This is a genomic window from Wolbachia endosymbiont (group B) of Longitarsus flavicornis (assembly GCF_964028135.1).
GTDB lineage: Bacteria > Pseudomonadota > Alphaproteobacteria > Rickettsiales > Anaplasmataceae > Wolbachia.
On sequence record NZ_OZ034758.1, the window covers coordinates 761,236 to 775,586 of the forward strand.

Sequence of the window (14,351 nt, forward strand, 5' to 3'; positions counted from 1 at the left end):
CATATTGAGAGTGAGTATTTAATTTAGGTAATTGGAGAAGATTATCTATGTTATGTAATTTATCTAATTTTGAAATTTTAATTTTTTATAGGAGTTAATATGAGTGATGACACTAAACAAAGCAATCTAAAAATAATCGATCAAATAGAAGTTAAACATAAACCTAACAATTTTGAGAAAATGAAAGGAAGTAGCGCACAAGTTAGTTATATTCACAGGATTTTGGATAAAGTAGTCAAAGATTTAAACGAAACATTTGTTCCTCAATTGGATGATAAACTAGCAGAAGACAAAACTTCTCTTGACAATTTAAAAAATGATCTAAAAGGAGAGACAGGTAGAATTGATGAAATAATGAAACAAGTTGGCAACGCTAGTGAAGGTTTAGTGAAAAACCTTAATGATTTGAAGAAAAAGGTAAACGATCTAGAATCAAACAAATCTGGTGATGAAGATATAGACATAGATGGTACATGGGAAACTCAATATTTTCAAAATATTGACACTGAATTAATAACAATGTAAGAGCGTTTCCAATATAAGCTTAATTATCCTTACATTAATGTTTGGTAGGATAAAAAAAACTGCATGGTACAACTTTAATTTTTTATAGGAGTTAATATGAGTGATGACACTAAACAAAGCAATCTAAAAATAATCGATCAAATAGAAGTTAAACATAAACCTAACAATTTTGAGAAAATACAAGGAAGTAATATAAAAGTTAGTTATGTTCACAAGATTTTGGATAAAGTAGTCAAAGATTTAAACGAAACATTTGTTCCTCAATTGGATAAGTTATTTTGCCAATATAAGGAAGCTCTTTCTGATATAAACAATTTATTTTCTGATAATCTAGATTCTTGCAATGAATTAATTGCTAATAATAAAAATTATGAGGAATTGATAGAGAAGTTTAACGAACTAAGGGAAGAAGTTGAAGAATTAAAAATAGCAATAATTGATGATCCTGAAATAAAGAAATGGAAAGATCCAGTACACTTTTGGTGTATTCTAGTATCTGAAGAAGCAATGCCTTTGCAAAACGTCATGGAACTAATTTCAGCATGACGTTAATTGTATGATTCATAGAGGTTGTATTAAACAAGACTTGATCTGACACTTTAGAAAAGTAAGTTATAAAATAATAAAAGAAAGGAGTGTTAGATATGAGTACAATACAAACAAAAATACTAAAAACCCCAGTTATGGATTAGCTAAAGCAATAAATTGTACTAGACACAACTTAATCTGACAGGTGAGAATTAACTGACAGAAGGATTGAGGTAGTTAAAACTAATATCAGTCTCTTGTTTGATGCTACTAATATTTTTCTGAAAAGCAATATGTTTGCTATCAAGAAAAGTCTGCATCGGTGTTTTGCCATAGCAATATTTACCTGAATGAGGTCTTGTCTCATTGTAATACCAATTCCCGTTAGTAATGAAACACATGAAAAAGAGCTGTTTTTGCCTATAATTAAGAAGTTAAGTAAATTTATAACTTGCTCCATTTGTGTTCCCAATAACGAATGTTGGTATAAGAACGCAACCAATGATCAACATCAATCTGCAAATCTTCCAAAGAACTGTAGATTTTCTTTCTAAAGATAATATTGTAACACTCATCTTGCATAGTTCTATGAAACCTCTCACATATGCCATTAGTTTGTGGTGAATTGGCCTTAGTTCTTGAATGATCAATGTTTTCAATTCCTAAATATAGCTGATAAGCGTGATTTTCTGGTTTGCCACAGTATTCCGTACCCCTATCAGTCAAAATGCGGGATAATGGTACATTTTGTCCATCAAAGAATGGTATGACTCTATCATTAAGAAGATCTGCAGCAGTAATTGCAGTTTTGTCTGTATAAAGCTTTGCCATAGCAACCCTTGAATAGGTATCAATAAAAGTTTGCTGATAGATTCTTCCTATACCCTTGATATTGCCTACATAATAAGTGTCTTGAGAACCTAATACCAATTATCATTATTAATGAACCAAATAAGAAGCATTGCAGAGTTGTTTAACCGTGGAAGGGGAAAGAGAGGTAATAAAATTACACAAAGCGCTCTCAAGCAGAACAATCGTATCGTAGATTTTATTGCGTAAAATGTTCTGTTTTATATATAACCAAAACCTCTCAACAGGATTGAGGTCAGGTGAGTATGGCGGTAGGTATATAATTTCGATATTTTTGGGTACCTTTAAATTTTTTGACTTATGCCAACTAGCGCAATCCATCACGAGAAAAGCCTTTCGTATTCCTAAATATTGCGACATCTGTTCAAGGAATATATTTATACAATCAGTGTTGACGTTTGGTGCAAATAAGCTAAAATTCTCTCCATTTCTGGGATTAACTGCACTATAGAGATAAAAATTTTCCCTACCTAATTTTACCTTAACCTGTGTCCTACTGCCTTTTTTAAACCACCCGTGTCCAACTTTTGAATGTGTACCAAATCGTGATTCATCGAAGAAAAACAGCTCTTTTTCAGAATGCATGACAATAGTTTCATTGAGGTTTTTTTTTAAACTCCTCTTGCTTATTTTTATCTTGTCCACTATGTTGGTGTGATATATGAGAATTTCATCCTTTGCATATTACGATGTATTGCAGATTTGCTGATATTCAAACCAAATCTTTCTTGGATTCTTATTCTCATTTCTCTAATAGTAATATTGGGGTTTTCCTCTATCCACACCTCAATTTGTTCAAGTTGACTTTGGTTCAATATAGTTTTTCTACGGCGTTGAGGTGGAGAAAATAATTTTTCTTCTCTTCCAAACTTTATGTGCTTTATCCATGTAGTAATTGCCTTTCTCGAAATGCAACATATTTTTGCTACAGCTGTTATACTGTGCTTTTTTGCTGCAATTACAGCATTTAGTTTTTTTGCAACATACGCATTATTTCTTACTTTCTTCAGCATCTCTTTTGCTGATTCCACCACTTTTTCGTCCAATAATTTTGATCTTAATGCCATCTAAACCTCGCTATTTTACTTACTTCAGTATGGCTTTTTTTTTCCATTATTGTCTATTCGTTGCTTGTATAACGGGAATTGGTATTAGTAAAGTGAAAGATTCTGTTAAGCAAGGAGCTGATATTAATGCTGAAGACAAAGATGGTAACACTCCTTTACATAATGCTGCATCGAAAGGTTACTTAAATGTAGTTAAATATCTTATTGAGAAAGGTGCTAATTTAGAGGCTAAAGATCATGATGGTAGAACCCCTATATATGATGCTTCCTGGAATGGTCATTTAGATATAGTAAAGTGTCTTATTGAAAAAGGTGTTAATGTTAATGCTACCGATAAAAATGGTTGGACACCATTACATTGGGCTGCATCAAAAGGCAATTTAGAGATTGCAAAATCTTTAATAGAAAAAGGTGCTGATATTAATGCTAAAAATATTTATGGTAAGAAACCTATACATCGTGCTGCTGAAAAAAATTATGAAACCGTTATAGAGCTTTTGCTCAGCAAGGGAGCAAATGTTAATGATACTGATAAAAGTGGTTGGACACCATTACATTGGGCTTCTCAGAATGGCCATTTGGATGTAGTAAAGTATCTTGTAAACAGAGGAGCAGAAGTTAATGCTAAAGCTAATGATGGCAAAACGCCGCTAGATATTGCTATTGAGCAAAAACATAATAATGTTGTAGAATATTTGGAAAAAGTTAAGGAAGAAAGAGGAGAACCTTTACAACGCAAACGCCGTTATCATCATGGAAATCATAGTCGTCATCACTTATCACGTAAACCTCTTGCTATAGATTCAAGTAATCAACCTGAGATAGCAGCAAGTAGTGGCACAAGACCATCTTCATGGATAAATGATTTATTTGGTTGGGTAAAGAGCTCTATAGGTGGGTTATTAGGTTCTAGAGCTGCTTTACCTGAGAAAACATTCACTCAAAGTTCAATCTCACAAATTAGTGCACCAATCGATGTAAATGGTACAATAATGTTACTTGACGTGCTCATTAGAAAAGCTACAGGTCAGAAGTACATTTCTACAGTAGATCAGTCTATATCTCCACTAGAAGCACAGGGCTATGCACTCAATATTACAAAGGGATTTGAGAAAGTAGTAGAGCAAGCTGGATTAAAAAGTGGTGTGTCAATGCATCGATTAAATATTGATTATATGGGAATGCAGAAAGAGATTACTAGAAAAGTCATGAGTGGTAAATTTAATGAAATTTCAGGGATTTTAAAATTGTATGTAGAGAAAGCATGTCCTGATGAAGAAGCTGGTAAATTAAGTCCGAAGAAATTTGACAAGTTTATAGCTCAATTTAATAAGGGTCTGCTAAATCAATCAATAGAGCAGATATTACACAACAGAGATGGTAGATTAGAAGTTGATGGTGCAAAGCAAATGAGTTTAGAGCCTCAAAGTTATTTAAGTAATGCTTCCGTTCAAGGCCATTCAAAGAACAAAGTATCAACTTGTCTTTCTGAGATAGGAGTAACCAAGCTTGGAGGTAATATCAATAGGTAGGTTATAATATAAGAGGTGGAGCTATAATATGCCAAGTAGTGGAAAATTTAAAGTGAAGGTAGCCAAAATAATTAGAGATACCAGACCAAGTTTGATGGTTCTAATACTAACATGGATGAAGTAGATATTACAGATAATAATGCTAAGTGGTTAATGTGTTTTCCATATTGAACTTACAGTACGTAGCTTTGATATAGAAGTTTGAGTAACGTTATGATAGTAATTTATATAATTCTATGTGCAATTTTTATAGCCATTTTAGACAGTTCACTAGATTCTTAATTAGGGGATATTTCTAACTTAGAGAAGGTTTTCATAAATGTTGAAGTGAATAAGTAGGAATATTATGTTTTTTCCTTGAGTTGTAAAATTTCAGAATGAGAGAGACCGGTAATTTGAGCGATAACATCTATAGAAACACCAGCCTTGAGTGAGTTTTTTGCAACTTCAATTTTACCTTCAATTTTACCTTTTTCATGGCCGATTTGGATGCCTTCATGTTTAGCATCATCGAGTTTTTGAGCGAGGACAGCCTGTTCATCACGAATACGTTTTATTTCCTGTTCATAAGCAATAAATTCTTTTTCAGACCAGTTGAACCTATTTAGCTCTTCATATGCTCTTTTAATTATTAGATCACTTCCTATTATTCTCTCTAGCTCTTCCTCACTAGTTTCGTCTGCATATCTAAAGAAGTAGACCCATTTTTCAACTATACTTGAAAGCTGATCTTCTTTGGTTTTTGGAAATTTAGGCAACTCAATAAATACAAAGTAAAAATCTTTTAGATCATGTTCATTAGTATCTTCATCGCGAATAGTATGCTTTGATTTGTACTCAGACTTATCAGGAAATAAAATACAATCTGCTATAGCAATAAAGATAATTTCCTTAAGGTCATGATATTGATCACCCTTACTAGCTTGTCTTGAGTAAGCTTTAGCTGCGTAATATTGGGCACGTTTTTCAAAGCCTTTGGTTTTAGCGACCTGCATTTCGACTATGACTTGCAGCCCATTTTCATCTCTACAAAGAACATCGACAATGCTTTGTTTTTTAGAGGCAATATCAGGGTCTTGAATAGTACTTAAAAACTCTATATCCTTTATTGCACTTTTGCCGGTGAAGCCAAGAATATCATTAAGAAAGTGAATAAGGATATCTTTATTTTTTTCAGTGCCAAAGATGCGCTTGAACGATATATCATTTTTTGGATCGAGGAACTTCGAAAGAGCCATGACGAATTAACCTAAAAAGCGTTAATAATTATACACAATTGTGAAGAAATATTCAACTAAAATTCAAACATAGAAAGAAGCATCCCTTTTGTATATCTTTATTTGGTAGTATTAAACTGTATAATATTTATGGCAAATATCTCTATAAGGTATCAGATAGCAGAAAAAGTAAGAAATCATAGACTAGCAAAGGGATATACTCAAAAAGATTTAGCAAAAAAAATCGATACAACATATCAGGTAATACTGCAATATGAAAAAGGAACACGCAGAATTTCAATTAAGAAATTATATGAATTAGCAGAAGCATTATCAACAACTGCTAGAGATCTAGCTTGCGGACAAGAAGTATCAAATGAGGAAAGGTATGAGGAAGAAGAGATATTAAATCTAGTAAGAAGACATAAAGAGATTAAGGATCAAGAATTACGCGAAACGTTTTATTTATTAACTAAATTCATCCGTATTAGTGAGGAAGAGAGTGGAAAGGCAGTAAAAGTAGAGGTGGCAAAGGGTTTAGTTAAGGAAGGAGTTTCTGCTCATGTTATCTCTCAAACGACCAGTTTATCTATTGATGAATATGATAATGATGAGAAAAAAATTTCCATTCCGTATAAAGTAGGTCAAAGAATAAAAGAATGGAGATTGAGAAGAGGATACACTCAAGAAGATTTAGCAAGTAAAGTGGGCATAATAAATCAAAGAATATATGAATATGAACAAGGACGAGCTGCTGTTTCACTTGAAATGTTAGATGAAATAGCAAAGATGCTATTAATTAATATTACAGATCTGCTTCCAGAAACAAGAGAAAATGAGAATAGTGAAGTGGAACTATCAAGGTTAATAGAAGAATATAAAAAGATTAAAAGCCAAGAACTACGTCATGTACTAATAAAATCTCTGTTTGAAAGCATACAAGTTTGCAAAGAGAAAGTGAAGAGAGTAGAAAAGATGAGAATTGCAAAGAATTTAGTTAAGGAAGGAATTTCTATCAATATTATTTTAAAAACAGTGGGCATCTCTTTAGACGAAATTCAACAAATTTAAAATAAAAAATCAGTATATATTAATATCTTTACCTATTCATGAAAAAATAAGTAAAAAAGATTGAGAAATTGATTTAACTTCACTCAAAAGCTATGGCTTTATGCCAATGCTGACAAAAAAACAGCAGTAAATATATAAAAACATTTTGTTATTAGTGAAGGGTAATTTTTATGAATAATAAGAAAGATCGTAGAGAAGAAATAGAGTTCAGAGCATTAGAAAGCAACGGTAAAGCTCTACTTGATCGTGAAGTAATAGAAACGTTTCTAAGTGCAGTGCATGACAGGGAAGAAGCTCGAGTTATTGCTAGAAAGCTAATAGATAGTTTTGGAATAGGAGGAATTTTAGGTCAGGAAATAGATGACTTGAAAACTATAGAAGGGATAACTGACTCTACAGTAGCAGTAATTTTATGTCTAAAGGAAGCTGCAAAGAGAGTACCAAGAGAAGAGTTAAAGAAAGGACCTGTAATGGATAACTTGGAAACCATCGTAAAATATTTAAGGGTTAGTATTGGCTATTCAGAGGAGGAAAAGATGAAAATAATATATTTTGATCAAAAGTGCCGTTTAAAGGGGGAAGAAGTGTTCACTGGTACAGTGGATAAGGTACCTTTTTACATAAGAGAAGTAACAAGAAAGGCATTAATAAGAAAAGCGACGTCAATAATAATATCGCATAACCACCCAGAAGGAAGGTTAAAGCCATCTGATGAGGATGAAGCTGTAACTAAAGACTTGGCTAAAGCTTGTCAGACTATAGGGATTAGGTTACTGGATCACATTATCATCACAAGTGTTGGGTATTTTAGCTTTAAAGAGCAAGGACTGTTATAAAGCAGATATTTGAAGATTTTCATGAGTTGTTTAACTACTTGAATGAAGAAAGTATTTGCAAGTGCATTAATTATTGCTTACAATTAATGAGAAAGTATATATTAAATTAATAATAAAGTAATAAAGTCGGTTATAGACTTAGTTAAATATATTTAATAGCGGAGGCTAATATGAGTAATAAAATAATTGTACCTTTTGATGATCAAGAAGGAGGTACTTACGAGTTAAACATTGATCTTGATAGATTATCAAAAGGTGAGGTGTTAAATGCTATTGTAGGAATAGGTCGTACTAAGGAGCAATCCACCTTTGTAAGCAAAATTAATAAGGCTAAAAAGCCTGAAGAAATAGCACCTTTCCCTGGTAGAGAAGTTCGCGAAAACAAAATCAACTATGGGAAAGGATTTGACTATGTTTATGGCACAAAACCTGTAAGTGATCAAGAAGATAAAAATCCATTTGCTTCAGCTTTGAAAAAAATAAAGCCGAGTGCAGAAACTTTGAGCTGGTTAAAAAGTGAAGTGGTAGAGGCAAAGAATGTAAATGAATTGCACAAAGTTATAGACAAAGTACTAGCCTCAGGAGCAAGAATAAATGCATGTGATGACGGGGAATGGAGTTTTGCAGAGTATGTAGTATTAGGTACACATTTTCATAAATTTGATAAGGTTGATCGTAAAAAGCTAATACGTAAATTAATGCTAAGCGGTGCAGAGTTTCATGATACTTTATTGGAGAATAAATTGATAGGTGAAATCTATAATGAGCTACAACCAGAAGTTCAGCCACAGATAGATGAGAGACTAGAAGAACTAGAGAAAGCTGGCGAAAATGCTATGCAAGAAGGAGAATTAATAGATGTTGAGATAGATAATACAACATCGTATATAGAATTTTCTGGGGATAGCAAGGTAGAGGTAGCCAAAATACTGAGAGAGTTAGGAAGTAATATTTTAAAAATTGGCAATGATGCAGTTGAGGTTAAAAGTGAGAAGGGAGGTATAAGAAACTATATCGATATGTCAGATGAAAGCTCTATTATATTAGAGTTTCCTACAAGCATTGGTAAGCTAAATATTATATTGTACCACGATGTAAAAAAATATGATCAAGTACAAGTCAGAGTAGAAAACAAGGAAATGTGGGCTGAGTTACAAAAAAGAGGCGAAGAAATAGGAAAAAACTGCCTTTTTGGAGGAGTGAAACTTCAAGAAGCAGTAGAGAAAGGTAATTTCACTAGATGTGGCATATGGAGTGAAAAGTATGCTATAAAAGAGGTTAGCAATAATGAAGTATTGTCTCCGTGGGTAAATAGAATACGTGAAGGTAGTAAAGAAACCTTTAGAGAACTTTAATGCGTCTACAGCCAACTTTAAGGTTCCAGAGGTTTTTTCTTACCGTTATATCTGGAGCCTTTGAGCTATAGTAGAAAATATTATATGTATGGTTCTTTGTATGGAAAAAAGTCTAGACTGTGAAGTAGGGCAAAAAGTGAAAAGTTGGAGGTTAGAGAGAGGGTATACTCAGAAGGATTTAGCTGAGAAAATTGGTGTAAAGTACTGGGCAATACTGCAATATGAAAAAGGGAGTCGTAAAATTCCAATTAAGAAGTTATATGCCATAGCAGAAGCATTATCAGTGAATGTTAAAGGTCTAGTTTGTGGAGAGACACTACCAAATGAAAAAAGATATTTTGAAGATGAAGAAATATTAAATTTAGTAAAGGGGTATAAGGATGAAGAATTAAGCGAGGTATTTTATTTATTAAACAAATTTATTCGTTTGAGCGAGGAAAGAAGCAGAAAAGCGGTAAAAATAGAAGTAGCAAGGGGTTTGATGAAAGTAGGAGTTTCTGCTCATGTTATCTCTCGAACAACTAACCTATCTATTGGTGAGTATGAGGAGAACAAAATTTCGGTTCCATACAAAGTAGGGCAAAGGATAAAAGAGTGGAGATTGATACGAGGATATACACAAAAAGATTTAGCGAATAAAGTTGGCATAACAAATCAAGGAATATACGAATATGAACAAGGGAGAGCTTCTGTTTCACTTGAAATGTTAGATGAAATAGCAAAGGTATTATCAATCAGTATCATAGATCTACTTCCCGAATCAGATGAAGAAGTGGAAGAAAAGCTATCAAACTTGATAGAAGAATACAAAAAGATTGAGAGTCGGGAATTACGCGATATGCTAATCAAGTCTTTATTTAAAGGTATACATGTTTGTAGAGAAAAGGTCAGAGAGGAAAAGAAGATTGAAGTTGCAAGGAATTTAGTGAAAGAAGGAATTTCTGTTGATATTATCTTGCAAACGACAGGCTTATCAAATTATATGATTGAGAAATTTTTGTGATTTCATAAAAACTTAGCCAATAGTGGATTTTTTTGTGATAGAATATATGTTTGCTTCTGTAGGAAAAACAGCTTTTAGAGGATTTATCTATGATAATTCAGAGCATATTGGCTCAGTAAGCTACGAGCTAGGGAAAAAAATAGAAGGTTGTAGGATAGTACAAGGGTATACTCAGGCAAAATTAGCAAGCAAAATTGGTTTAACACATAAGGAAATACATAACTTTGAACTAGGGTGCAAGGCTATTACAATCAAAGAATCGTATATAATAGCAGGAGCATTGTCAGTTAATGTTATAGATCTACTTCCAGGACCAACAGTACTAAGAGAAAACAGTTGGTATGAAGATGAGGATAAAGAAATAGTCTATCTAACAAAAATACATAGAGAAATTAAGGATCAGGAATTACGCAAGAAGCTGTATCCATTAGTAATGGTTTGTATATATTAGCGAGAAAATTAGCCAAGAAGAAGCGAAAATAGAAGTAGCAAAGAATCTAGTGAAAGAAGGAGTTTCAGTTGATATTATTTCCCAAGTGACTCGCTTATCTACTTACGAATATGATGATATAGAGAAAGAAATTTGTACTGATTCTATACTCTACAAAGTGGGGAAAAGGATAAAAGAGCAGAGATTAATACGGGAATACACTCAGGAGGACTTGGCAAATAAAATCGGTTCAACACCTAAAGAAATACACGACTATGAACGAGGATATACAGATATTCCAATTGAAATATTATATAAGATAGCAAAGACATTATCAGTTAACATTAAAGCTCTTGGACTAACAGAATATGAAAATGAGCCAGTTTTTGGGTTTATAGGTAAATGCGAAAAAATTGAGGATCAAGAATTACTGGATACGGTAGCCAGATCTTTATCTGAAGGAATGCAAACTGGTAAAGAAAAGGTTAAAAAAGCAGAGAAAATCAAGATTGCAAAAGATCTAGTTAAGGAAGGTGTTGCTATTGATATTATTGTGCGAGCAAGTGGCCTAACTGCTGATGAGTTGGGTGAGTGTGAAAATTGAATGTGTTTAAGATATAAGTAAAGTTAGTTAATGATTTAACCAGCAGAATTTGCTAACCAACTTTTTTGGCTCAGTTGAATTTTGCTTGGTATAAATTAAGATATGAAATCACAAAGTTTATCTATTAATTTCTGGTTGTCCTCTATCATTGCATTTGCCTCTTGCTGAAGAGATTTGATATTTTTGAGTGTAATATTGTCCATCTCAGTCGATGCTACTTTCAATTGCGATTGTATTCTTATATATTTATCGTCTATTACTTGTTCTAGTTGATAATCAACGCAATCCAATCCAGAGGCAAACATCACATTCAGTAGTGGCTTGATCCACCCTATTTTGCCAAATTTCCTTGAGTTAGCATACTTTATACTTCTATCTGTTCCACCAGTGCCTATTGATAGCAGTATAATCTCATCATTTGGAAATAACCTCTTACCACTTGCATATGCACAAGCCGCTGGATTATTTGCAAACACTCCACCATCTATCAATACTCTCTCTGTTTGGCTAATTTTCAGACGTTTTGGTGTGAAGTACGTTGGAGCAGCTGTTGTAGCTCTGAGTGCATCTTTCAACTTAATGTTTTTTTCTTTCCAACTTTTGAAGAAAAATTCACAACTATTGTGAATGTCATAACTGGTGAGTAGTAGATTACTCGCAACATCGGCCATAGTACTTTCACCAAAGTATTTGTTGAGAATAAATTCCATATTTCTATATGAGTACTGAGAACCACTCAGCTAAGAAGCAATTGATTTTCTCCAAAATGATGATTGAAAGATATATGCTCCATACTCTTGGTAAAGTTCAACCAAATCATTGGCAGAGTATTGAAGTTTATTGCTTTTACAAAGTCCAGCAACAATAATCCCACCGGTTGAGGTGCCTGCCATTAAATCAAAAATCTGGGAAATTGGCTTTTTTGTCCTAGATTCAATTTCTGCTAGAATAATGGCAGGTATTATCCCTCTAATGCCACCTCCATCTACAGATAAAATGTACTTTGTCACTGTAAAATTTATTTGTGTTTGTGAATAGCTTCAAGTTCGTTGACTTCTTCAGTGAGGTTTTTCACTCTCTCTTCAAGTCGATAGACTATTTCGATTAGTCCTTGGTTTTTTTCTATAAATTTATCATGGATGTGTACACGTAAGTCAAGTTTTGCCAACCACCATATGAATCCTACCATACGCGTCAAGTTAAGGAAATAAAGGTATGAAAGAGATAGAATAATAAGGTATAAGTTCTCCCAGATATACTTTTAGTGAGAGAACCAATGAATAAAATAACTAGCTTATCAAAAAAGCTCAAAGAATTTTTTAATGAAAAAGCAGAGAAAATCTCAATTACAACAAGGTTTATAAAAAGAAAGAGAAAGCTAAAAGGTTCATCATTCGTAAAAGCCATGGTCTTGGGTAATATAGGAGTTGATAATTGTAGCGTAGAAACAATGTGTCAATTACTAAACGAGGACTCGATAGATATAACAAAACAAGGTTTGGATTTTAGATTTACTGAAGAAGCAGTGGAATTTATGAAAAGGATGTATAATGAATCTGTGATTCTCTTTAAAAATATCTTGCAAGTTGATTGCAAAATCTTACAGCAATTTAATAGTGTTAAATTATTGGACAGTAGCTATATTACTCTACCTAACAGTATGGAAGAGATGTATAAAGGTTATGGTACTAGCTACAGTGGCTATGAAAGCAATACTAAGTATGGAATAAAGTTACAATTAGTTTTCGACTACATGAATCAGATAATAGACCAACTTAATTTAACGGAGGGGGTAAGATCAGACCCACTGCCATTAAGTTAAGGAAAAGTGATGAACTGTATTATAAAATCAGGTAAGATTCACAAATTAAAAGAAGTAATGACATGAGTAAAAAAAAGAATAATCATGTTTATAAAAAATAAATTGATGAGTTTAAACTTTATAAACGCACACAGAGCATCCTCAAAAGACTTCTCACGAAAAAGAAAGCTGCCCTTCGTTAATGTATTTCTCCTGATTTTTAGAAAGAGTGTAAAGTCATTACAAGTGATGCTTAATGAGTTTGTTCTGCATACAAGAAAAGATTATACAATTACGGCAAGTGCATTTACTCAAGCAAGAAAGAAGCTAAAACATACTGCGTTTTCAGAGTTAAATGATGATATAGTTTCCCTATACTACCAAGATCAGGAATTTAAAACCCACCATGGCTTCAGAGTACTTGCATTTGATGCTTCAATACTGATTCTGCCAAAGAGCGACAAAATAATAGGTGAGTTTAGCTCAAGAGCAGTATGGAATGGAATCCAGAGATTTGAAGACTATACAAGTGCAACCTTTGAAGTTTGCTACGATGTGCTAAATAATATTGCAATAAAATCTGTGCTAAGTAGAGGTGACAGCTATGAGGTTGATTTAGCAATCGGTATGCTTGAATCCATAAAATCAGACGATTTGTTAATCTGTGATAGAGGATACGTATCTTATCGATTTCTTGCTGAGCTTACAGGAAGGAAAATCAATTATATAATTCGCTGTTCAAGTTCGTCTTTCAATGAAATAAACGCTATGTTTAAGCCGGAAAGCCCATCTAGTACGGTGGTAGTGTCTACCGCACCTATTAAAGTAGCAAGACAGCTACGAAAGCTAGGATTACCTGATGAGATGAAATTCAGGTTAGTCAAAATAATACTTTCTTCTGGCGAAGTTGAAGTGTTAGTAACATCTCTGTTAGATGAGAAACGTTTTACAGTTGAAGAGTTTGAGAGATTATATTACTTGCGCTGGGGAGTAGAAACATTTTTTTCTAGGCTGAAGGGAAGATTAAATTTAGAGAATTTCACAGGAAAAAGTATTGAAACTATCAAGCAGGATTTTTGGTCAACTATCTTCATCAGTAATCTAGAAAGTATCATGATAGAAGATGATGAAGAGACATTGAGCTCACAGAATAGTAAACTAAAAAAAAGCATCAATAAATCTGTCTCATTTAATGCGATTAAAAACTTAGCCTTTGATATTTTTTCTACAGAGTCAGACATAGACTGCATTATGGATCGACTATCACAGTTATTTTTGATGAACACTTTAGTGGTGAGAAAAGGGAGAAGAGTTGATCGTCATAAGATATCTGATATTCGTTCACTCAACTACCAGAAAAGAGCTAGAAAACATGTGTTTTAAATTCAAGATATCTTTTCAGTATCATTGCATTAGTACATTCTTTGCAAAATAACCTGCAATTATTACTTTTTTAAATAACTTGCACTTTTCAGACTCCCTTTTCTTAAAAATTCACCCTAGTATTTACCA

10 protein-coding genes and 6 pseudogenes are annotated in these 14,351 nt (G+C 33.0%); 10 read left to right on the forward strand and 6 right to left on the reverse strand.

The window, feature by feature from the left end; genetic code table 11:
* Positions 1-99: 99 nt before the first annotated feature.
* Both ABWU45_RS03500 and ABWU45_RS03505 read left to right on the forward strand, forming a co-directional pair.
* Positions 100-525 carry a hypothetical protein gene (locus tag ABWU45_RS03500; protein WP_353279008.1) on the forward strand — a complete coding sequence of 142 codons (426 nt, stop codon included), beginning with the start codon at positions 100-102 and terminating at the stop codon, positions 523-525.
* Between the two features lie 96 nt (positions 526-621).
* Entirely contained in the window at positions 622-1,071 is a 450-nt protein-coding gene (locus ABWU45_RS03505; protein WP_353279009.1) for a hypothetical protein, read from the forward strand.
* A gap of 194 nt (positions 1,072-1,265) precedes the next feature.
* On the opposite strand, the pseudogene ABWU45_RS03510 reads toward ABWU45_RS03505, so the two are convergent.
* From ABWU45_RS03510 to ABWU45_RS03520, 3 pseudogenes are all read right to left on the reverse strand, one after another.
* A pseudogene (locus ABWU45_RS03510) lies at positions 1,266-1,427 on the reverse strand (IS481 family transposase); the annotation flags it as partial.
* A gap of 85 nt (positions 1,428-1,512) precedes the next feature.
* Positions 1,513-1,977: pseudogene (locus ABWU45_RS03515) on the reverse strand (integrase core domain-containing protein); the annotation flags it as partial.
* Positions 1,978-1,992: 15 nt separating this feature from the next.
* Positions 1,993-2,990 (reverse strand): annotated as a pseudogene (locus tag ABWU45_RS03520) (IS630 family transposase).
* 92 nt (positions 2,991-3,082) lie between these two features.
* Here ABWU45_RS03520 and ABWU45_RS03525 point away from each other — a divergent pair.
* The gene (locus ABWU45_RS03525) at positions 3,083-4,522 is read left to right on the forward strand and encodes an ankyrin repeat domain-containing protein (RefSeq protein WP_353279010.1); all 1,440 of its coding nucleotides are present in this window, start codon (positions 3,083-3,085) and stop codon (positions 4,520-4,522) included.
* A gap of 344 nt (positions 4,523-4,866) precedes the next feature.
* Here ABWU45_RS03525 and ABWU45_RS03530 read toward each other — a convergent pair whose 3' ends face one another.
* Positions 4,867-5,760 (reverse strand): Rpn family recombination-promoting nuclease/putative transposase, encoded by an 894-nt coding sequence (locus tag ABWU45_RS03530; protein WP_353279011.1) that lies wholly within the window; start codon positions 5,758-5,760, stop codon positions 4,867-4,869.
* A gap of 129 nt (positions 5,761-5,889) precedes the next feature.
* Between ABWU45_RS03530 and ABWU45_RS03535 the strand changes: the two genes are divergently transcribed.
* The 5 genes and pseudogenes from ABWU45_RS03535 (at position 5,890) to ABWU45_RS08380 (ending at position 11,038) form a co-directional block, all read left to right on the forward strand.
* Entirely contained in the window at positions 5,890-6,810 is a 921-nt protein-coding gene (locus ABWU45_RS03535) for a helix-turn-helix domain-containing protein (RefSeq protein ID WP_353279012.1), read from the forward strand.
* A gap of 170 nt (positions 6,811-6,980) precedes the next feature.
* The gene (locus ABWU45_RS03540; protein WP_143688905.1) at positions 6,981-7,646 is read left to right on the forward strand and encodes a RadC family protein; all 666 of its coding nucleotides are present in this window, start codon (positions 6,981-6,983) and stop codon (positions 7,644-7,646) included.
* A 170-nt stretch (positions 7,647-7,816) separates the two neighbouring features.
* The gene (locus ABWU45_RS03545; RefSeq protein ID WP_353278082.1) at positions 7,817-9,001 is read left to right on the forward strand and encodes a hypothetical protein; all 1,185 of its coding nucleotides are present in this window, start codon (positions 7,817-7,819) and stop codon (positions 8,999-9,001) included.
* A gap of 100 nt (positions 9,002-9,101) precedes the next feature.
* Positions 9,102-10,004 carry a helix-turn-helix domain-containing protein gene (locus ABWU45_RS03550; RefSeq protein WP_353279069.1) on the forward strand — a complete coding sequence of 301 codons (903 nt, stop codon included), beginning with the start codon at positions 9,102-9,104 and terminating at the stop codon, positions 10,002-10,004.
* 46 nt (positions 10,005-10,050) lie between these two features.
* Positions 10,051-11,038 (forward strand): annotated as a pseudogene (locus ABWU45_RS08380) (helix-turn-helix domain-containing protein).
* 95 nt (positions 11,039-11,133) lie between these two features.
* Here ABWU45_RS08380 and ABWU45_RS03565 read toward each other — a convergent pair.
* Both ABWU45_RS03565 and ABWU45_RS03570 read right to left on the reverse strand, forming a co-directional pair.
* Positions 11,134-12,048: pseudogene (locus ABWU45_RS03565) on the reverse strand (patatin-like phospholipase family protein).
* Between the two features lie 8 nt (positions 12,049-12,056).
* Positions 12,057-12,227: a hypothetical protein gene (locus ABWU45_RS03570; RefSeq protein WP_167480074.1), complete on the reverse strand. Its 171-nt coding sequence runs from the start codon at positions 12,225-12,227 to the stop codon at positions 12,057-12,059.
* Between the two features lie 75 nt (positions 12,228-12,302).
* Here ABWU45_RS03570 and ABWU45_RS03575 point away from each other — a divergent pair.
* Together ABWU45_RS03575 and ABWU45_RS03580 are read left to right on the forward strand one after the other, a co-directional pair.
* Positions 12,303-12,842: pseudogene (locus ABWU45_RS03575) on the forward strand (IS4 family transposase); the annotation flags it as partial.
* Positions 12,843-12,944: 102 nt separating this feature from the next.
* A complete protein-coding gene (locus tag ABWU45_RS03580; RefSeq protein ID WP_353277994.1) occupies positions 12,945-14,222 on the forward strand; it encodes an IS4 family transposase in 1,278 nt (425 codons plus the stop codon).
* The last annotated feature ends 129 nt before the right edge of the window (positions 14,223-14,351 follow it).